The sequence below is a fragment of the Pigmentiphaga litoralis genome, assembly GCF_048632615.1.
Classification (GTDB): domain Bacteria; phylum Pseudomonadota; class Gammaproteobacteria; order Burkholderiales; family Burkholderiaceae_B; genus Pigmentiphaga; species Pigmentiphaga litoralis_B.
On record NZ_CP184479.1, the window covers coordinates 3,307,327 to 3,326,542 of the forward strand.

A 19,216-nucleotide genomic window follows, 5' to 3' on the forward strand; every position below is an offset into this window, starting at 1 on the left:
CGTCAGGATATAGCCATGGGTAAGGTCACTGGATTTCTCGAGTTCGAACGGCTGAAGGAAGCTTCCGAAGCACCGGGCTCGCGGGTCAAGCACTGGAAGGAATTCGTCGTTCGTCTGGACGACACCGCTGCCAAGCAGCAGGGCGCCCGCTGCATGGACTGCGGCATTCCGTTCTGCTCCAGCGCGTGCCCGGTCAACAACATCATTCCGGACTGGAACGACCTGGTCTTCCGCCAGAACTGGAAGCAGGCGATCGACGTCCTGCACATGACCAACAACTTCCCGGAATTCACCGGACGCGTCTGTCCCGCGCCATGCGAAGCGGCTTGCACGCTGAACATCAACAACGACGCCGTCGGCATCAAGTCGATCGAGCACGCGATCATCGACAAGGCCTGGGAAAACGGCTGGGTCGTACCGGTGCCGCCCAAGCTCAAGACCGGCAAGAAAGTCGCGGTCGTGGGCAGCGGCCCGGCCGGACTGGCCTGTGCCCAACAATTGGCGCGTGCCGGCCACGATGTCACGTTGTTCGAAAAGAACGACCGTATCGGCGGCTTGCTGCGCTACGGCATTCCCGACTTCAAGCTGGAAAAATGGCTGATCGACCGCCGCATGGCGCAGATGGAACAGGAAGGCGTCACCTTTGCGCCGTCCACGTTCATCGGCAGCCAGGAAGACGCCGCGGCCTACGGCGGCAAGCTCACCTGCAAGACCCCGGACGAACTCAAGGCCGAATTCGATGCCGTCGTCATTTCGGGCGGCTCGGAAACGCCCCGCGACCTGCCGATCGAAGGCCGGGACCTGAACGGCGTGCACTTCGCCATGGACTTCCTGCGTCAGCAGAACAAGGCCAACGCCGGTGACAAGATCAAGGGCCAGCTGTCGGCCGCGGGCAAGCACGTCGTCGTGATCGGCGGTGGCGACACCGGCTCCGACTGCGTGGGCACCAGCAACCGCCACGGCGCCAAGTCGGTCGTGCAGTTCGAAGTGATGCCCCAGCCGCCGGAATCCGAAAACAAGGCATTGACCTGGCCGTACTGGCCGACTCGCATGCGCACGTCGTCGTCGCACGAAGAGGGCGCTGACCGTGACTGGAGCATTACCACGCGCAAGTTCGTCGGCAAGGACGGCAAGATCACCAGCCTGATCGGCAACAAGGTCGAATGGATCAAGGACGACACCGGCCAGATGAAGATGGTCGACGTGCCCGGATCCGAATTCGAAATCCCGGCCGACCTGGTGCTGTTCGCGATGGGCTTCGTGTCGCCCGTGCAAAAGATGCTGGACGGATTCGGCGTGGACCGCGATCAGCGCGGCAACGCACGTGCCAATGCGGAAGACTATCGCACCAATGTCGATAAGGTGTTTGCCGCCGGCGACATGCGCCGGGGCCAATCCCTGATCGTCTGGGCGATCCGTGAAGGCCGCCAGTGCGCAGCTGCCGTCGATACCTTCCTGATGGGCGCGACCGAACTGCCGCGTTAAGCGCGAAAGGCGCAAGCAACACGAATGCCGCTGAAACCCAGCGGCATTTTTTTCGTCATGCCGCGGTGATTCGGCGGGCTTTTTGTTCGCGTTGTCCAAGATTGACCCTGCGCATGACAGGGGTTTGCAACGGCCTTCGGCAGCGCCCTTTTCCCTGCCATCCCTGGGGAAAACACTGCAGCATTGCTTGGACAAAAACGACTCATCCTCGCCGAAATATTTTGTTCGAATCGTCCTTATTGAGGAACTCGCGCCTTGCACCAGAGCCATACTTCAATGCACGATGTGACAAAGCGTCGTGAAGTGTGCGAAAGCAACATCAATTGCGTTGCATGAATGGTGGCTACGCACGAAGATATACCCAAGGGGGCCTCGGTTTGCGGGGCTCTGGACATCACCGGGGGCAGAAGATTTGACCAATCTACTCCGCACCATTCAGCGTTACAGCGAGTCCATCACCGCCGCACCGTAAGCCCTTGCTGCAAAACTGAACGCCAAGCCGGCACAGACCCGGCGCCGAGGCCACCTCGGCAGACGAGAACGGAGTTTCAAAGACCTTTTCCATTGCTGTTGGAGGTTTTCCGTGCTGAATATTGTCGAAGGCTTTAAGTCGCAGTATGCAAAGACCCAAGAGACCGAGATGTCTCTTGAGGATTACCTCAACCTTGCTAAACGCGACCCGATGGCGTATTCCAGTTCTGCGGAACGGATGCTGGCGGCCATTGGTGAGCCTGAAATCGTTGACACCCGCAACGATCCGCGTTTGTCCCGTCTGTTCTCGAATCGCGTCATCAAGCGTTACCCGGCCTTCAAGGAATTCTTTGGCATGGAGGACGTGATCGCGCAGATCGTCGCGTTCTTCAAGCACGCGGCGCAGGGGCTGGAAGAACGCAAGCAGATCCTGTATCTGCTGGGCCCGGTGGGGGGCGGCAAGTCGTCCATTGCCGAACGCCTCAAGGTGCTGATGGAAGCCTATCCGATCTATGCGCTCAAGGGCTCGCCCGTCAATGAATCGCCGCTGGGCTTGTTCCACCCCGACCGGTTTGGTGATCTGCTCGAAAACGAATACGGCATCTCGCGCCGCTACCTGACCGGCATCATGTCGCCATGGGCCGTCAAGCGCCTGCGCGAATTCGATGGGGATATCTCCAAGTTCCGCGTGGTGCGTCTGAACCCATCGGTGCTGCAACAGATCGCCATCGCCAAGACCGAACCGGGCGACGAAAACAACCAGGACATCTCGTCGCTGGTCGGCAAGGTCGATATCCGCAAGCTCGACCGCTACTCACAAGACGATCCCGATGCGTACAGCTACTCGGGTGGCCTCTGCCTGGCCAACCAGGGTTTGCTCGAATTCGTCGAAATGTTCAAGGCCCCGATCAAGATGCTGCACCCGTTGCTGACGGCGACGCAGGAAGGCAACTTCAAGGGCACGGAAGGGTTTTCGGCCATCCCGTTCAACGGCACGATTCTCGCCCATTCGAATGAATCCGAATGGCAGACCTTCCGCAACAACAAGCACAACGAAGCGTTCCTGGATCGGATCTACATCGTCAAAGTGCCGTATTGCCTGCAGGTGTCCGAAGAGGTTCACATCTACGACAAGCTGCTGCAGAACAGCTCGTTGTCCGCGGCGCCGTGCGCACCCGGCACACTGGAAATGATGGCGCAGTTCTCGGTGCTCACGCGCCTGAAGGAACCCGAGAATTCCAGCATCTATTCCAAGATCCGCGTGTATGACGGCGAAAGCCTGAAAGACGTCGATCCGAAGGCCAAGGCGCTGCAGGAGTACAAGGATTACGCGGGCACGGATGAAGGGATGAACGGGGTATCCACCCGCTTCGCCTACAAGATCCTGTCGGCCGTCTTCAATTATGACCAGACAGAAGTCGCAGCCAATCCGGTGCATCTGATGTACGTGCTGGAACAGCGTATCGGCCGCGAGGACTATCCGGAAGAAACGCGCCGCAAGTACCTGGAGTTCATTAAGGGATATCTGGCACCGCGTTATGCCGAGTTCATCGGAAAGGAAATACAGACGTCGTACCTGGAGTCGTATTCCGAGTATGGCCAGAACATTTTTGACCGGTATGTGACCTTTGCCGATTGCTGGATCCAGGACGAAGAGTTCCGCGATCCGGAAACCGGCGAGAGCTTCGATCGGGCGTCGCTGAATGCCGAACTCGAAAAGATCGAGAAGCCGGCAGGCATTGCGAACCCGAAAGACTTCCGCAACGAGATCGTCAATTTCGTGCTGCGTGCCCGCGCCAACAACGGCGGCACCAACCCGACCTGGACGAGCTACGAAAAGCTGCGTGAAGTCATCGAGAAAAAGATGTTCTCGAATACCGAGGATCTGCTGCCAGTCATCTCGTTCAACGCCAAGGCCTCGGCCGAAGACCGCAGCAAACACCAGAGCTTTGTCGAGCGGATGGTGGACAAGGGTTATACCGAAAAGCAGGTGCGTCTTCTCTGCGAATGGTATCTGCGGGTGAGGAAGTCTTCCTGAACAAAGGTGAATATGAATTCACTTATCGATCGTCGTCTTAACGGACGCAACAAGAGCGCCGTCAATCGAGAGCGCTTCCTGAGGCGGTACAAGGACCAGGTTCGCAAGGCCGTCCGCGAACTGGTTCAGGAGCGTTCCATCGAAGAGATGGACCAGGGCGGGGAGATCAACCTTCCCGCCCGGGACATTTCCGAGCCCAGTTTCCGCCACGGCATGGGCGGGGACCGCGAAATGGTGCATCCCGGCAATCGGGAATTCGCGAAAGGGGACAAGATCGATCGTCCCCGCGGGGGTGGCAATTCGTCCGGCAGCGATCCTGGCGAAGGGGAGTCGGTGGACCAGTTCACCTTCAGCCTTTCTCGCGAGGAATTCCTCAACCTGTTCTTCGAAGACCTGGAGCTTCCCCACCTGGTGCGCACGCAGCTGGGCGACGTGCACCAGAAGAAGTTCCAGCGCGCCGGCTACACCACGTCCGGATCTCCCAGCACCCTGAGCGTCGGCCGCACGCTCAAGACGTCGTTGTCCCGCCGGATCGCGCTCAGCGTGCCCGCACGCAGCGAACTCGAACTGGCGGAACTGAAGATGGAAGAGGCCAGGGCGTCGGGCGCCGATGCGGACACACTGGCCTCGATCGAAGTCGAGATCGAGGAAGCCCGGGCGCGGCTGGCCCGGGTGCCTTTCCTTGACGAACTGGACCTGCGCTACCGCAACCGCGTGTCGGTCGCGGCGCCGATGGCCCGCGCCGTCATGTTCTGCCTGATGGACGTGTCGGGTTCGATGGACGAGCCCAAGAAGGACATCGCCAAGCGCTTTTTCACGCTGCTGTACCTGTTCCTGTCGCGCAAGTACGAACACGTCGATCTGGTCTTCATCCGTCACACCGACAATGCCGAAGAAGTGGACGAAAACACCTTTTTCCACGACCCGAAAAGCGGCGGCACGGTGGTGCTGTCGGCGCTGGAGCTGATGCGCGAGATCATGCACGACCGCTATCCTCCATCGATGTGGAACGTGTATGCCGCGCAGGCGACCGACGGCGATTCGTTCGGCGCCGACGCAGGCAAAAGCGCGCGGTTCCTGGCGGAGCATCTGCTGCCGGCCACCCGCTATTACGCCTACATCGAGATTCCCGACCCGGGCGATGCCCGCAAGACCAGTCTGTGGGCCGAATACGAGCAGGAATCGGCGCCGCACTTCGTGATGCGGCGCATCCGTGAACGCGGAGAGATCTTTTCCGTGTTCCACGATTTGTTCAAGAAGGAGCTCGCATGAGTGCCGTCATCGAACCCAAGGCCGCATCCTCGGCCCTAGCCGGGACGGGCCCGATTTCACGCGGGTCCGAATGGACCTTCGAGCTGATCCAGCGCTACGACGACGCGATCGCCGAAGTCGCCCGGGAATACAAGCTGGACACCTACCCCAACCAGATCGAGGTGATCACGTCCGAGCAGATGCTGGACGCCTATGCGTCGGTGGGACTGCCCATCGGTTATCCCCACTGGTCCTATGGCAAGGAATTCATCCGGAACGAGCAGGCCTACCGCAAAGGCGCGCAGGGCCTGGCCTACGAAATCGTCATCAATTCCAGCCCCTGCATTTCGTACCTGATGGAAGAAAATTCCATGGCCATGCAGGCGCTGGTGATCGCGCATGCGTGCTATGGGCACAACTCCTTCTTCAAGGGCAATTACCTTTTCAAGCAGTGGACCGATGCCGAAGGCGTGCTCGACTATCTGGTGTTCGCGCGCAATTACGTCATGCAGTGCGAAGACCGCTACGGCATTGGCGCGGTCGAAGAACTGCTGGATTCCTGCCATGCGTTGATGCCGCATGGCGTCGATCGCTACAAGCGGCCCAGCCCGATGTCGATGCGCGAAGAAGCGGCGCGCATGGCTGCGCGGGCCGAACACGAACGTGTGCAGTACAACGACCTGTGGCGCACGGTGCCCAGGTCAGACCCGGTGCCCGAACCGGGAAAGTACGAAAAGTTTCCGGCGGAACCGGAAGAAAACCTGCTGTACTTCATTGAAAAGTATTCGCCCAAGCTGGCGCCCTGGCAAAAGGAACTGGTGCGTATCACGCGCAAGGTGTCCCAATACTTCTACCCGCAAGGCCAGACCAAGGTCATGAACGAAGGCTGGGCGACCTTCTGGCACTACACGATCCTGAACCGGCTGCACGAAAAGGGCCTGGTGGACGACGGCTTCATGATCGAGTTCCTGCAAAGCCACACCAACGTCGTAAGCCAGCGGGGTTTCGATCAGCGCGGATACGGCGGCATCAATCCCTATGCCCTGGGCTTCGCAATGATGACGGACATCCGCCGCATCTGCGAAAACCCGACGGACGAGGATCGGCGGTGGTTTCCTGATATCGCCGGCGGCGACTGGCTGGAAACCCTGCACTTCGCCATGCGCAACTTCAAAGACGAATCGTTCATCTCGCAATACCTGTCGCCCAAACTGATCCGCGACTTCCGCTTCTTCGCGGTAGCGGATCATCAGGCCAAGGCCAAGCTCGAGATCGACGCGATCCACGACGACGAAGGCTACCGGCGCATCCGCAAGTTGCTGTCGGAACAGCACAACCGTGACAACATGGTCCCGGACATCCAGGTGACCCGCTTCTACCGGGAGTCGGATCGATCGCTCGTGCTGCGCCACCTGCGGGCGCGCAGCCGGCCGTTGGCGGGCGATGACGCCGATCAGGTCATGAAGCATCTGGCGCGGCTGTGGGGCTTCAAGGTCAGGCTCGAAGAGGTCGAAAGCGACGGACGGGTCAGTTCCTTCCGCGAGGTCAGCGGCTGAACACCATCTGTCTGTGGTCTTTAAGTTAGTGCTCACTTAAATGGGGCGCCGCCGGGGACGGGGCGCCCCGAAGTTTTGCTGTCTCCGCCGCGCGACAGGTGAATCCCGGTCTGCCGGACTTTTGTGTCCGTGCGTAAGTCTGCTCATGCTTGCAAGCCGCCTGTCAGACTTTCTTTCCGATTCAAACTGCTAGAATCCATGGTTGTTACCGATTGCCAACCAGCCAGTTTCCCTTAGTGCGGACACTGGTGTCACCTACGGTTCACCCTGCCACCCATGCCAGATTCGGCGATTCCCCCACGGCCCGCCCGCCTGCCGACGTCGCGCTGTCTTTCAGCAGCTTGTCGGTCGGCTATGGCGACAGGACCATCCTGCGCGATATCGACATGGTGGTCCGGCCGGGGCAGGTCGTTGCCATCATGGGTGGATCGGGATCGGGCAAGACCACGCTGCTGCGCGCGGCGGTTGGCCAGCTTGCGCCGCAACAGGGCAGCGTCCACGCGTTTGGCCAGGACCTGTCCCGCCTGTCGGGCGACGCGGTCTTTACTGTCCGCAAGCGCATGGGCCTGCTATTTCAGCAGGGCGCCCTGTTCACCGACCTCGACGTATACGAAAACGTCGCCTTCCCGCTGCGCGAACATACGGACTGGCCCGAAAGCAGGATCCGCGAAACGGTGCTGGCCAAGCTGCAGGCCGTCGGCTTGAAAGCCGCCGCCTTCCTGCGCACGTCGGAAATTTCGGGTGGCATGGCGCGGCGTGTAGCCCTGGCGCGCGCAGTCGTGCTCGACCCCGAACTGATTCTGTACGACGAACCCTTTGCCGGGCTGGATCCGATCTCGCTGGGCGTGACGGCGCAGCTGATCCGGACCATGACCGACCAGCTGGGGTGCGCGTCGGTCCTGATCACGCACGACGTGCAGGAATCCTTTGCCATTGCCGACCAGGTCTATCTGCTGGGCAAGGGGTCCGTGGTCGCGGCGGGATCGCCGGACTCGCTGTCCGCGTCGCAAGACTCGTACGTGCGCCAGTTCCTGGACGGCGCGCCCGACGGCCCGGTGGCGTTCGAATATCCCGAGACGCCGGCTTACCTCGATTGGCTGGCCCGCCAACAGGCTGGCAAGCAATGAGGGCAGGCAAGCTATGAATGTCGCGACGCGTTTCCTGACGGCCATTGGCGCCGGCGCCCGAGGGTGGGTGTACGGTCTGGGCGCCTTCACCCGCTTCTTCGTCACCCTGCTCGGCAAAAGCGCCACGGCGCTGCGCCGGCCCGGGCTGGTGGTGCAGCAGATCCACTTCATCGGCAACTATTCGCTGGTGATCATTGCGGTGTCGGGCCTGTTCGTCGGCTTCGTCCTGGCCCTTCAGGGCTACTACACGCTAAGCCGCTACGGATCGGAACAGGCGCTGGGCCTGCTGGTCGCGCTCAGCCTGGTGCGCGAACTGGGTCCGGTCGTCACGGCGCTGCTGTTCGCGGGCCGCGCCGGCACGTCCCTGACCGCCGAAATCGGCCTCATGAAGGCGGGCGAACAACTGTCGGCCATGGAAGTCATGGCGGTCGACCCCGAACGCCGGGTGCTGGTCCCGCGCCTGTGGGGCGGCATCATCGCCATGCCGCTGCTGGCAGCGGTGTTTTCGATGCTGGGCATCCTGGGCGGGTGGGGCGTGGGCGTCCTGCTGATCGGGATCGACGATGGCGGATTCTGGTCGCAGATGCAGAACGGTGTCGACGTCTGGAAAGACGTGGGCAACGGCGTGATCAAGAGCCTGGTGTTCGGCGTGGCCGTCACGGTCATCGCGCTCTATCAGGGCTATCACGCCAAGCCGACGCCGGAGGGCGTTTCGCGCGCCACGACGCGCACCGTCGTGGCCGGCTCGCTGGCCGTGCTGGGCCTGGATTTCCTGCTGACGGCACTGATGTTCGGCAACTGATCGCGGTGTCTGGATGGCGGGCGCAAGCCGGCACTCACGGACGTTAATGATTCATTTAGGTAGGGTGGCACGCCAGACGGCGTCGCCGGGAGGTCACAAGATGTCGCGTGAAAAAGTCGATTTGTGGGTGGGCCTGTTCGTATTGCTGGGCGCCGCCGCCATCATTTTCCTGGCCCTGAAAGCCGGCAACCTGAGCACGTTCTCGTTCGGCAACAGCTACACGATCACCGCCAACTTCGACAATATCGGTGGTTTGAAGTCGCGCGCGCCCGTCAAGAGCGCGGGCGTGGTGGTCGGCCGGGTGTCCAGCGTCAGCTTCGACGACAAGATGTACCAGGGCGTGGTCACCCTGGACATGGACAGCAAATACCAGTTCCCGAGCGACTCGTCGGCCAAGATCCTGACCTCCGGACTGTTGGGTGAACAATACATTGGCATCGAACCTGGCGGCGATGAGAAGAATTTCGCCGCGGGTGACAAAATCCTTTATACGCAAAGTGCGGTTGTGCTGGAAAATCTGATCAGCCAATTCCTTTACAGCAAGGCGTCGGATGCCGCGACGCCCGCTGCCGGCAGCGGCGACAGCGCTGCACCGGCTGCCGCTCCGGCGGCTGCCCCCGCGGCGGCACCCGCGGCGGCACCCGCGGCGCCAACGGCACCGACCCCTTCCGCCGGTTCGCAAGAACCTGCCAACAAATAAAAAGAACCCACCGATGACTACCGCACTCAACAAGAACCTGCTGGGCCTGGCGCTGGTCGCCATCCTGTCCGGCTGCGCCACCCCTCCGCCTTCGGGCGCCCCCGTGGGTCAGAATCCACGCGACCCGCTTGAAGGCGTCAACCGACAGGTCTACGCATTCAACGACAGCCTGGACCGCGCCGTGCTCAAACCGGTCGCCCAGGGCTACGTAAACGTCGTTCCCGGTCCGGTCCGCAGCTGCGTCCGCAATGTCTTCAACAACCTGGGCGACGTGTGGTCCGCCGCCAACAGCGTGCTGCAGAACCGGGTGCCGGAAGGCATCAACATGACGTTCCGCTTCATGCTGAACACCACCATGGGCGTCGGCGGTTGTTTCGACGTCGCGTCCAAGCAAGGCGTGCCGCGCGTGCGCGCCGACTTCGGCCAGACGCTGGGCGTCTGGGGTGTACCCAATGGTCCCTACCTGATGCTGCCGCTGCTTGGCCCGAGCACCATTCGCGACGCAAGCGGCACGGCCGTGGACTTTGCCTTCGACCCGCTGGCGCTCAGCGCCATCGTCGACAATGTGCCTGTCCGTAACTCGCTTTATGTCCTGAAGCTGATCAACACCCGGGCCAACCTGCTCGACGTGGGCAACCTGCTGAATGACGTCGCCCTGGACTCCTATGCCTTCACGCGCGATGCCTATCTGCAGCGCCGCGACAGCATGGTCCGTGGCGTCAAGACCAACGGTGAAGGCAGCCTGCCCGACTACTCGCTGCCCGATTATGGCGATGACCCGGCCACCTCGTCGGCGCCCAATCCGACCGCTATTCCCGCAACACGTTGACACTGCAGGGGTCTGAACTCTGTGGTGTGCTACAGGTCAGACCCCTAACGCTTTCCCCTACAGGTTATCCATGAACGTACAAGCCCTTACCCAAGCGGCCCCGCAGCCGCTGTATCGCCGTTTTGCGGTGATTTGCGCGATGCTGGTTGGCCTGACCCTGGCTGTCACCGGTTTCCGCGCCCATGCCCAAGACGCCGACGCGCCCGAAGCCCTGGTCCAGAAGCTGACCAACGACGTGCTGGCCGCCATCAAGAGCGACAGCGCCATCCAGTCCGGCAATCCGCAGCGCCTGCTGCAACTGGTCGACGAAAAGATCCTGCCTTACACGAACTTCGAAAAGACGACCCGTCTGGCTGCCGGCCGCTACTGGCGCCAGGCCACGCCTGAACAGCAGAAGGCGCTGGTGAAGGAATTCCGCACGACCCTGGTCCGCACGTACAGCGGCGCCGTCTCGTCGGTCAAGCAGCAGACTTCCATCGAAATGAAGCCTGCCCGCCGCGAAGCCAATGCGACCGACACCGTGGTCCGTACCCTGATCAAGCAGCCCAATGGCGATCCGATCCCGGTCGACTACCGTTTGGAAAAGGCTGGCACGGCGTGGAAGGTCTATGACGTGAACGTGCTGGGCGTGTGGCTGATCGAAAACTACCGCAACCAGTTCTCGCAAGAGATCACGAAGGGCGGCGTCGATGGCCTGATCAAGTCGCTGGCCGACCGCAACCGTTCGTTCGAGGGCGCCAAGTAGCAGGCTAGGCCGGGGGCAGGCGTCCCCGATCTTGCAGGTGCGGTGCTTATGCTTCGGGTCCCTGGCCATGTCATGGACCCGTTGTCGTTTCTGGCCGGTCGCCGGACGCGCCGGGCAGGCGCTGCGGCGCGGCGCCTGGATGTCTGCGCCTCGATGCGCGCCACCCTGATGGATAGACTGTGGCGTCCGCGTAGCTCGCTTCCCGGCCTGATTTTCTGCCTTTTCCTGGGCGCGCCTATAATAGCGGGTTCAGCCTCCTGATCCGCCGGCATCCACACGGTGTCCGCCCGCCGATCCCACGCAGCCGTCCTTGCAGCCCGCCATGCCATCCGCAGTTCGTATCGAACACGTTTCCAAGACCTATCCCGCCGCCACTTCCTGGTGGAAACGCGTGGGGGGCGCCTCGAAGGAAGGATTTCGCGCGCTCAATGACGTCAGCCTCGACGTCGCGCCAGGCGAATTCTTCGGATTGCTGGGGCCGAACGGGGCGGGCAAGACGTCGCTGATTTCCATTCTTGCCGGCTTGGCGCGTGCGTCCGCCGGCAAGGTATCGGTCTGTGGCTACGATGTGGTCGACCAGTTCCGCGAAGCGCGCCGGTCGCTGGGCGTCGTGCCGCAGGAACTGGTGTTCGACCCTTTTTCACGGTGCGCGAGTCGCTGCGCATCCAGTCCGGCTACTTCGGCCTGCGCAACAACGATGCGTGGATCGACGAGGTACTGGAAAACCTGGGCCTGACGTCCAAGGCCGACACCAATATGCGCGCCCTGTCGGGCGGCATGAAACGCCGGGTGCTGGTCGCCCAGGCGCTGGTGCACCGTCCGCCGGTGATCGTGCTGGACGAGCCGACCGCCGGGGTGGACGTGGACCTGCGCCGCACGCTCTGGCAGTTCATTTCGCGCCTGAATCGTGAAGGCCACACCATTCTGCTGACGACGCACTATCTGGAAGAGGCCGAAGAACTCTGCCATCGCATCGCCATGCTCAAGGGCGGGCGCGTCGTGGCGCTGGACACCACGCGAGCCCTGCTCGCGCGGGTGGGCGGCTCGCGCCTGGTACTGCACCTGGGGCCCGGCGGTTGGCCCGCCGGCCGCAATCCGTTGCTGGATGACCGGGTGGTCGACGTGCAGGGTCAGCGCGTGGCCCTGCGGCTGGAAGCCAGTCTGGAAGTGGAAGAGGTGCTGGCTCAGGTGCGCGCGGCCGGCGGCACGGTAGAGGGCATCGAAGTCCTTCCCGCCGACCTGGAAGACGCTTTCATTAACATCATGCACGACGATCCGGTCGCTGCCGCCGTTCTGAAGGAGGCAGCATGAGCGCCGTTCCCGCCGCGCCGGTGTTGCAACCCGACCTGACCGCCGGGTCGGGTTTTCGCACGCTGTTCTACAAGGAAATGCTGCGGTTCTGGAAGGTAGGCTTCCAGACCGTGGCCGCGCCGGTCGTGACCGCCGTGCTCTACCTGCTGATCTTCGCGCATGTGCTCGAAGGGCGGGTGACGGTGTATGGCTCGATTCCCTATACGGCCTTCCTGATTCCCGGGCTCATGATGATGAGCATGCTGCAGAATGCCTTTGCGAACGCGTCGTCGTCGCTGATGCAGAGCCGCGTTACCGGCAACCTGGTGTTCATGCTGCTGCCGCCGATCACGCATTGGGAATTCTTCTGGGCCTATGTGCTGGCCGCCGTGGTGCGTGGCCTGGTGGTCGGCACCAGCATTTATGTCGTAGCGCTGTTCTTTACCGGCCCGCACTTTGCCGCCCCTGGTGGATGCTGGTGTTTGGCCTGCTCGGGTCGGCGATCATGGCGGTGCTGGGCCTGATCGCGGGCATCTGGGCCGAAAAATTCGACCAGATGGCGGCCTTCCAGAATTTCCTGATCATGCCGGCTACGTTCTTGTCCGGAGTGTTCTATTCCGTGCACTCGCTCCCGCCGTTCTGGCAGGCCGTGTCACACTGGAACCCTATTTTCTACACCATCGACGGTTTCCGTCATGGATTCTTCGGTGTGTCCGACGTGTCGCCCTGGCTCAGCCTGGCGGTGGTCGGCGGCACTTTCATCGTGGTCGCGGCGATTGCGCTGCGGCTGCTGGCCTCGGGTTACAAGCTGCGCTACTGAACATGAATCTCCCTCTCCCCACCCCTGAACAGGTCCGCCAGTACATCGTCGACGGCCTGGCCTGTGATCACGTCGATGTGCAGGGCGACGGTCAGCACTTCGAGGCAGTCATCGTCAGCTCGGCGTTTGAAGGCAAGCGCCCTGTCGCGCGCCATCAACTGGTCTATGCCGCACTGGGCGAACGCATGCGCGCGGAAATCCACGCGCTGTCGATGCGCACCCTTACACCGCAAGAATACAAAGGCAATTGATGGACAAGCTGCTCATTACCGGTGGCACGCCGCTTCGTGGCGAGGTCGACATCTCGGGCGCGAAGAACGCTGCCCTGCCCAGCCTCTGCGCCGCGCTGCTGACCGCTGATACCGTCACGCTGGAAAACGTGCCGGAACTGAACGATATCGGCACGACCTTGCGCCTGCTGCGCAAGATCGGCGTGCGCGCCGACCGCGGCACGCCCGGCGACGCATCCGACAGCCATCGTGTCCGCCTGACCGCCAACCACATCGATAGCCTGGAAGCCCCGTACGAGCTGGTCAAGACCATGCGCGCGTCGATCCTGGTGCTGGGGCCGCTGCTGGCGCGCTTTGGCGAAGCCAAGGTCAGCCTGCCGGGCGGCTGCGCCATCGGGCAGCGTCCGATCGACCAGCACATCAAGGGGCTGGCCGCCATGGGCGCCGACATCAGCATCGAACACGGCTTCGTGATCGCGCGCGCCCGCAAGCTCAAGGGTGCGCGGATCCGCACCGACATGGTGACCGTCACGGGCACCGAAAACCTGCTGATGGCCGCGACGCTGGCCCAGGGCACCACCGTGCTCGAGAACGCCGCGCGCGAACCCGAAATCGTCGATCTGGCCGAACTGCTGATCAAGATGGGCGCGCAGATCACCGGCCACGGCACCGACCGTATCGTGATCGAAGGCGTGGAGCGCCTGCACGGCGCCACGCACCGCGTCATGCCCGACCGGATCGAAGCCGGCACCTTCCTGTGCGCCGTCGCGGCCACCGGGGGCGACATCACGCTGCGCCACGCCGATCCGAAAAGCATGGGCGCCACGCTGGACAAGCTGCGCGAAGCCGGCCTGAAGATGGAGTGCGGCGACGACTGGATCCGCGCCACCATGACGGAACGGCCCCAGGCCGTGGGTTTTCGCACGCAGGAATATCCCGGTTTCGCCACCGACATGCAGGCGCAATTGATGGCGTTGAACACGGTGGCCGATGGCACGGCCATCATTGCCGAAACCATCTTTGAAAACCGCTACATGCACGTGCAGGAATTGCGCCGCCTGGGCGCCAGCATCGAGATCGACGGCCACACCGCCGTCGTGATCGGCACGCCCGGCCTGTCGGGCGCCATCGTCATGGCAACCGACCTGCGGGCGTCGGCCAGCCTGGTCATTGCCGGCCTGGTGGCTGAAGGTCAGACCACGATCGAACGCATCTATCACCTCGACCGCGGCTACGAACACATGGAAAGCAAGCTGGTGAAGCTGGGTGCCCAGATCCGCCGGGTGGTCGGCACCGGAGCGCCCGAATGAGCGCCTTTTCTCCCGCCAATCCGCAAACGCCGATCACGCTGGCTCTGTCCAAGGGCCGGATCTTTGACGAAACGATGCCTTTGCTGGCTGAAGCCGGCATCACCGTGCTCGAGAATCCCGAAAGCTCGCGCAAGCTGATCCTGCCCACCAGCGACCCGTGCGTGCGCGTGATCATTGTGCGCGCCTCCGATGTCCCCACCTATGTCCAGTATGGCGCGGCCGATCTGGGCGTGGCCGGCAAGGACGTGCTGATCGAACACGCCGCCCAGCACCCGGGCGGGCTCTATCAGCCGATCGACCTGCGCATCGGCAAGTGCCGGCTGTGCGTGGCCGTGCCCAACGGCTTCGATTACCCCAGCGCGGTGCGCCAGGGTGCGCGCCTGCGGGTGGCGACCAAGTACGTCCAGGCGGCGCGTGAACACTTTGCCGCCAAGGGCGTGCACGTCGACCTGATCAAGCTGTATGGCTCGATGGAACTTGCGCCGCTGATCGGCCTGGCCGACGTGATCGTCGACCTGGTGTCGACCGGCAGCACACTGAAGGCCAACAACCTGGTCGCGGTGGAAGACATCATGGACATTTCGTCGCGGCTGATCGTGAACCAGGCGGCGCTCAAGATGCGGCGACATCGATTGCAGCCCCTGCTCGACGCCTTCTCGCGCGCCAGTCTGGCCATGCCTGGCTGACACAGGCGCAGCGGCCTCCGGGCCGCGGCCGAGACGGCGCGCAGGGGCTGCGATCCGCAACCACGGCGTGCCCCGGCGCGCCCACCGCAGGCCGGCCGCCTTCCTGGCGCCGCCTGTCGGCCCCGAATCCCGAATTTCTGCAGAGCGTACCGCCATGTCCCTGATCCACAAACTGGATACCCGTAGCAACGATTTCCGTCACCAACTGACCACCTTGCTGGCGTTCGAGGCGTCCGAAGACGCGTCCATCGAACACGCCGTCACCGACATCCTGCTGGACGTGCGCTCGCGCGGCGACGCCGCCGTGCTGGAGTACACGCGCCGTTTCGACCGCCTGACGGCCGACACTATTGACGCGCTGGAAATCCCGCGCAGCGAATGGCTGGCCGCGCTCGATGCCTTGCCCGCCGCGCAGCGCTCCGCGCTGGAAAGCGCCGCCGACCGGATCCGCAGCTATCACGAGCGTCAGGTCATGCAGACCTGGACCTACACCGAGCCCGACGGCACGGTGCTGGGCCAGAAAGTCACGCCGCTGGACCGCGTGGGCCTGTACGTGCCGGGCGGCAAGGCCGCCTATCCGTCGTCGCTGCTGATGAACGCCGTGCCCGCCAAAGTGGCGGGTGTGGCCGAAGTCGTCATGGTGACGCCGACGCCCGACGGCGTGCGCAATCCGCTGGTGCTGGCGGCGGCGGCGATCGCCGGCGTTGACCGCGCGATCGCCATTGGCGGCGCGCAGGCGGTGGGCGCATTGGCCTACGGCACGGCATCGATCGCCGCGGTCGACAAGATCGTCGGTCCGGGTAACGCGTACGTGGCGGCCGCCAAGCGGCGTGTCTACGGCACGGTCGGCATCGACATGATCGCCGGCCCCAGCGAAATCCTGGTGATCTGCGACGGCAAGACGCCGGCCGACTGGATCGCGATGGACCTGTTTTCGCAGGCCGAGCACGACGAGCTGGCCCAGGCGATCCTGCTGTGCCCCGACGCGGGCTTCATTGCCGAGGTCGAAGCCGCGATCGCCCGCCTGTTGCCGACGATGCCGCGTGCCGAGATCATCCGCACCAGCCTGTCCAATCGCGGCGCGCTGATCCTGGTCAAGGACCTGGAAGAAGCCTGCGCGATCGCCAACGACATCGCTCCGGAACACCTCGAGATCTCGACCGAGAACCCGGACCGCTGGGCCGACCTGATCCGCCACGCCGGCGCGATCTTCCTGGGGCGCCACAGCTCCGAATCGATCGGCGACTACTGTGCCGGACCAAACCACGTCTTGCCCACCTCGCGCACGGCCCGGTTCTCGTCGCCGCTGGGGGTGTACGACTTTCAGAAGCGGTCCAGCCTGATCCATGTGTCGCCCGCTGGCGCGCAGACCCTGGGCCGCCTGGCGTCCGAACTGGCGCACGGCGAAGGCCTGCAGGCGCACGCCCGTAGCGCCGAGTTCCGGCTCGACGACTCGGTGTCCGCTGCCGCCCGACCTTCGACGCCGGACTGACGCCATGACCGCCAGCGACGCCAGCACGGCCCGTGTGATCGCCGCGACCATCCGCCCGGATGTGCAGGCCCTGACGCGGTATGCCGTGGCCGATGGCACCCAGGCGATCAAGCTCGACGCGATGGAAAGCCCGTATCCGCTGCCTGAAAACATCCAGGCAGCGGTGGCCCGCGCCGTGGGCAAGGTGGCGTTGAACCGCTACCCCAGCGCCGACCCCCGGCCGGTCAAGGATGCGGTGCGAACGGCGTTCGATATCCCGGCTGGCGCCGACATCATGCTGGGCAACGGGTCGGACGAACTGATCAGTCTTGCGATCCAGTCCGCCTGCGTGCCGGGTGACGTGGTCATGTCGCCATGGCCGTCGTTCGTCATGTACGAGGCCTTTGCGCGCCTGAACCACGCGGCGTTCGTGGGGGTGCCGCTGACGGCGGACCTGCAGCTCGACGTGCCGGCCATGGTGGAAGCCATGACGCGGCTGCGTCCCAAGATCGTGTTCCTGGCCGTGCCCAACAACCCCACGGGCCTGATGTGGCCGGCCGACGCGATCCGGACGGTGGTCGAGGCCGCCCCGGGGCTGGTCGTGATCGACGAGGCCTACCATGCCTTCGCGCGGTCCACGTCCATGGACCTGGTGCTGTCGCATCCCAACGTCGTCATTGTGCGGACCGTGTCCAAGATCGGACTGGCCGGCATGCGCCTGGGCTACCTGGCCGGCGCCCCGGCCTGGGTCGACCAACTCGACAAGCTCCGTCCGCCCTACAATCTGAATGTGCTGACCCAGGCGGCGATCGTTGCCGTGCTCGAGCACAAGCCCGTGCTGGATGCGCATGCCGCGCAGATCTGCGCCGATCGCGATGCCCTGATCGCGTCGCTGGCGGCGCTGCCTGGCGTGACGTCCTACCCGTCGGCTGCCAACTTCGTGCTGGCCAATTTTTCCGGCGTGGACCCGCGGCCAGGCAGCGCGGCCCGCATCTACGACGACCTGAAGGCCCGCGGCATCCTGGTGCGCAACGTGGGCCCCATGCATCCGCTGCTGGCCGAGTGCCTTCGCATCTCGATCGGCACCCCCGACGACAATGCTGCCCTGTTGGCAGCCCTGAACGACATTCTTCCTACTATCCGGAACTGATCATGCGTAGCGCCGAGATCACCCGCAATACCAACGAAACGCGCATCCGCGTGTCCGTCAATCTCGACGGCACGGGCAAGCAGAAGCTGAATTCCGGCGTGCCGTTTCTCGACCACATGATGGATCAGATCGCCCGCCACGGCATGTTCGACATCGAAGTGGACTGTGATGGCGATCTGCATATCGATGACCACCACACCGTGGAAGACATCGGCATCACCATGGGCCAGGCGTTCGCCCAGGCCGCCGGCACCAAGGCCGGGCTGCGCCGCTATGGCCACGCCTACGTGCCGCTGGACGAAGCGCTGTCGCGCGTGGTCGTGGACTTTTCGGGCCGTCCGGGCCTGGAATACAACGTGCCGTTCACCCGCGCCATGATCGGCCGTTTCGACGTCGATCTGGCCCGCGAATTCTTCCAGGGCTTCGTGAATCACGCGCTGATCACCCTGCACATCGACAACTTGAAAGGCAGCAACTCGCACCACCAGTGCGAAACGGTCTTCAAGGCGTTCGGCCGCGCGCTGCGCATGGCGCTGGAAGTCGATCCGCGCGCCGGCAGCTCGATCCCGTCGACCAAGGGAGTGCTCTGACGTGACCACGATTGCCATTGTCGACTACGGCATGGGCAACCTGCTGTCGGTCGCCCGGGCCCTTGAACACGTCGCGCCCGACGCCAACGTCCGGCTGTGCACCGATGCCGCCGGCATTGCCGCCGCCGACCGGGTGGTGTTTCCCGGCCAGGGCGCGATGCTGGACTGCATGCGCAACCTGGACGCGTCCGGCCTGCGCGAAGCGGTGCTCGACGCCTCGCGCACCAAGCCGATGCTGGGCGTCTGCCTGGGCGAACAGATGCTGTTCGACCACAGCGAAGAAGGCCCGTCGAACGGCCTGGGCATCATGAAAGGCAATGTCGTGCGCTTTGCCGGCAGCGCCTTCGATGGCGATTCGCGCCTGAAGGTCCCGCACATGGGCTGGAACCGGGTCAAGCAGACCCTGGCCCACCCTTTGTGGGAGGGCGTGGCCGATGACACGTATTTCTACTTCGTGCACAGTTACTATGTCGTGCCCGAAGACGTAGGGGTAATTGCCGGGCGGACCGATTACGGTCTCGGCTTTACCTGCGCCGTAGCCAGAGATAACATCTTTGCAACCCAGTTCCATCCCGAGAAAAGCGCCAGCGCGGGCTTGCAGATCTACCGCAATTTCGTGCGATGGAACCCGTGATACGCATGCACTTCCCGCCGGCCTTCCCGGC

16 protein-coding genes and 2 pseudogenes are annotated in these 19,216 nt (G+C 63.4%); all 18 read left to right on the forward strand.

What is annotated here, in order from left to right:
- The first annotated feature begins 15 nt into the window (after positions 1-15).
- Positions 16-1,485 (forward strand): glutamate synthase subunit beta, encoded by a 1,470-nt coding sequence (locus ACNANG_RS15055; RefSeq protein ID WP_420223658.1) that lies wholly within the window; start codon positions 16-18, stop codon positions 1,483-1,485.
- A gap of 640 nt (positions 1,486-2,125) precedes the next feature.
- The gene (locus tag ACNANG_RS15060; RefSeq protein WP_420223659.1) at positions 2,126-3,994 is read left to right on the forward strand and encodes a PrkA family serine protein kinase; all 1,869 of its coding nucleotides are present in this window, start codon (positions 2,126-2,128) and stop codon (positions 3,992-3,994) included.
- A 12-nt stretch (positions 3,995-4,006) separates the two neighbouring features.
- A complete protein-coding gene (locus ACNANG_RS15065; RefSeq protein WP_420223660.1) occupies positions 4,007-5,266 on the forward strand; it encodes a YeaH/YhbH family protein in 1,260 nt (419 codons plus the stop codon).
- Positions 5,263-6,801, forward strand: a complete 1,539-nt coding sequence (locus tag ACNANG_RS15070) for a SpoVR family protein (RefSeq protein ID WP_420223661.1) — start codon at positions 5,263-5,265, stop codon at positions 6,799-6,801. Before ACNANG_RS15065 ends, ACNANG_RS15070 begins: the two co-directional genes overlap by 4 nt.
- A gap of 248 nt (positions 6,802-7,049) precedes the next feature.
- Positions 7,050-7,928, forward strand: coding sequence for an ABC transporter ATP-binding protein (locus tag ACNANG_RS15075; protein ID WP_420223662.1), 879 nt, complete (start codon positions 7,050-7,052; stop codon positions 7,926-7,928).
- Between the two features lie 13 nt (positions 7,929-7,941).
- A complete protein-coding gene (gene mlaE / locus ACNANG_RS15080; RefSeq protein WP_179583846.1) occupies positions 7,942-8,730 on the forward strand; it encodes a lipid asymmetry maintenance ABC transporter permease subunit MlaE in 789 nt (262 codons plus the stop codon).
- A 100-nt stretch (positions 8,731-8,830) separates the two neighbouring features.
- Positions 8,831-9,430, forward strand: coding sequence for an outer membrane lipid asymmetry maintenance protein MlaD (gene mlaD / locus ACNANG_RS15085; RefSeq protein WP_420223663.1), 600 nt, complete (start codon positions 8,831-8,833; stop codon positions 9,428-9,430).
- Between the two features lie 13 nt (positions 9,431-9,443).
- Entirely contained in the window at positions 9,444-10,259 is an 816-nt protein-coding gene (locus tag ACNANG_RS15090) for a VacJ family lipoprotein (RefSeq protein WP_420223664.1), read from the forward strand.
- A 70-nt stretch (positions 10,260-10,329) separates the two neighbouring features.
- The gene (locus ACNANG_RS15095; protein ID WP_420223665.1) at positions 10,330-11,004 is read left to right on the forward strand and encodes an MlaC/ttg2D family ABC transporter substrate-binding protein; all 675 of its coding nucleotides are present in this window, start codon (positions 10,330-10,332) and stop codon (positions 11,002-11,004) included.
- A 322-nt stretch (positions 11,005-11,326) separates the two neighbouring features.
- Positions 11,327-12,315, forward strand: a pseudogene (locus tag ACNANG_RS15100) (ABC transporter ATP-binding protein).
- Positions 12,312-13,114 (forward strand): annotated as a pseudogene (locus tag ACNANG_RS15105) (ABC transporter permease). Before ACNANG_RS15100 ends, ACNANG_RS15105 begins: the two co-directional pseudogenes overlap by 4 nt.
- Before the next feature lie 2 nt (positions 13,115-13,116).
- The gene (locus ACNANG_RS15110; RefSeq protein ID WP_179583856.1) at positions 13,117-13,365 is read left to right on the forward strand and encodes a BolA family protein; all 249 of its coding nucleotides are present in this window, start codon (positions 13,117-13,119) and stop codon (positions 13,363-13,365) included.
- Positions 13,365-14,654, forward strand: coding sequence for a UDP-N-acetylglucosamine 1-carboxyvinyltransferase (gene murA, locus ACNANG_RS15115; protein WP_420223666.1), 1,290 nt, complete (start codon positions 13,365-13,367; stop codon positions 14,652-14,654). The genes ACNANG_RS15110 and murA overlap by 1 nt, the downstream gene beginning before the upstream one ends.
- Positions 14,651-15,340 carry an ATP phosphoribosyltransferase gene (gene hisG, locus ACNANG_RS15120; RefSeq protein WP_420223667.1) on the forward strand — a complete coding sequence of 230 codons (690 nt, stop codon included), beginning with the start codon at positions 14,651-14,653 and terminating at the stop codon, positions 15,338-15,340. Before murA ends, hisG begins: the two co-directional genes overlap by 4 nt.
- Before the next feature lie 154 nt (positions 15,341-15,494).
- Entirely contained in the window at positions 15,495-16,832 is a 1,338-nt protein-coding gene (gene hisD, locus ACNANG_RS15125; protein WP_420223668.1) for a histidinol dehydrogenase, read from the forward strand.
- A gap of 4 nt (positions 16,833-16,836) precedes the next feature.
- On the forward strand, positions 16,837-17,961 hold the full coding sequence (hisC, locus tag ACNANG_RS15130) for a histidinol-phosphate transaminase (RefSeq protein ID WP_420223669.1): 1,125 nt from the start codon (positions 16,837-16,839) through the stop codon (positions 17,959-17,961).
- Between the two features lie 2 nt (positions 17,962-17,963).
- On the forward strand, positions 17,964-18,551 hold the full coding sequence (hisB, locus tag ACNANG_RS15135) for an imidazoleglycerol-phosphate dehydratase HisB (protein WP_420223670.1): 588 nt from the start codon (positions 17,964-17,966) through the stop codon (positions 18,549-18,551).
- A gap of 1 nt (position 18,552) precedes the next feature.
- A complete protein-coding gene (gene hisH, locus ACNANG_RS15140; RefSeq protein WP_420223671.1) occupies positions 18,553-19,185 on the forward strand; it encodes an imidazole glycerol phosphate synthase subunit HisH in 633 nt (210 codons plus the stop codon).
- The last annotated feature ends 31 nt before the right edge of the window (positions 19,186-19,216 follow it).

Coding starts and splice junctions, on each gene's coding strand:
- ACNANG_RS15070 (WP_420223661.1), top strand. CDS start 5,263: ATGAGTGCCGTCATCGAACCCAAGGCCGCATCCTCGGCCCTAGCCGGG.
- ACNANG_RS15060 (WP_420223659.1), top strand. CDS start 2,126: ATGTCTCTTGAGGATTACCTCAACCTTGCTAAACGCGACCCGATGGCG.
- ACNANG_RS15065 (WP_420223660.1), top strand. CDS start 4,007: ATGAATTCACTTATCGATCGTCGTCTTAACGGACGCAACAAGAGCGCC.
- murA (WP_420223666.1), top strand. CDS start 13,365: ATGGACAAGCTGCTCATTACCGGTGGCACGCCGCTTCGTGGCGAGGTC.
- hisC (WP_420223669.1), top strand. CDS start 16,837: ATGACCGCCAGCGACGCCAGCACGGCCCGTGTGATCGCCGCGACCATC.
- hisG (WP_420223667.1), top strand. CDS start 14,651: ATGAGCGCCTTTTCTCCCGCCAATCCGCAAACGCCGATCACGCTGGCT.
- mlaE (WP_179583846.1), top strand. CDS start 7,942: ATGAATGTCGCGACGCGTTTCCTGACGGCCATTGGCGCCGGCGCCCGA.
- ACNANG_RS15090 (WP_420223664.1), top strand. CDS start 9,444: ATGACTACCGCACTCAACAAGAACCTGCTGGGCCTGGCGCTGGTCGCC.
- ACNANG_RS15095 (WP_420223665.1), top strand. CDS start 10,330: ATGAACGTACAAGCCCTTACCCAAGCGGCCCCGCAGCCGCTGTATCGC.
- ACNANG_RS15110 (WP_179583856.1), top strand. CDS start 13,117: ATGAATCTCCCTCTCCCCACCCCTGAACAGGTCCGCCAGTACATCGTC.
- mlaD (WP_420223663.1), top strand. CDS start 8,831: ATGTCGCGTGAAAAAGTCGATTTGTGGGTGGGCCTGTTCGTATTGCTG.
- hisB (WP_420223670.1), top strand. CDS start 17,964: ATGCGTAGCGCCGAGATCACCCGCAATACCAACGAAACGCGCATCCGC.
- ACNANG_RS15055 (WP_420223658.1), top strand. CDS start 16: ATGGGTAAGGTCACTGGATTTCTCGAGTTCGAACGGCTGAAGGAAGCT.
- hisD (WP_420223668.1), top strand. CDS start 15,495: ATGTCCCTGATCCACAAACTGGATACCCGTAGCAACGATTTCCGTCAC.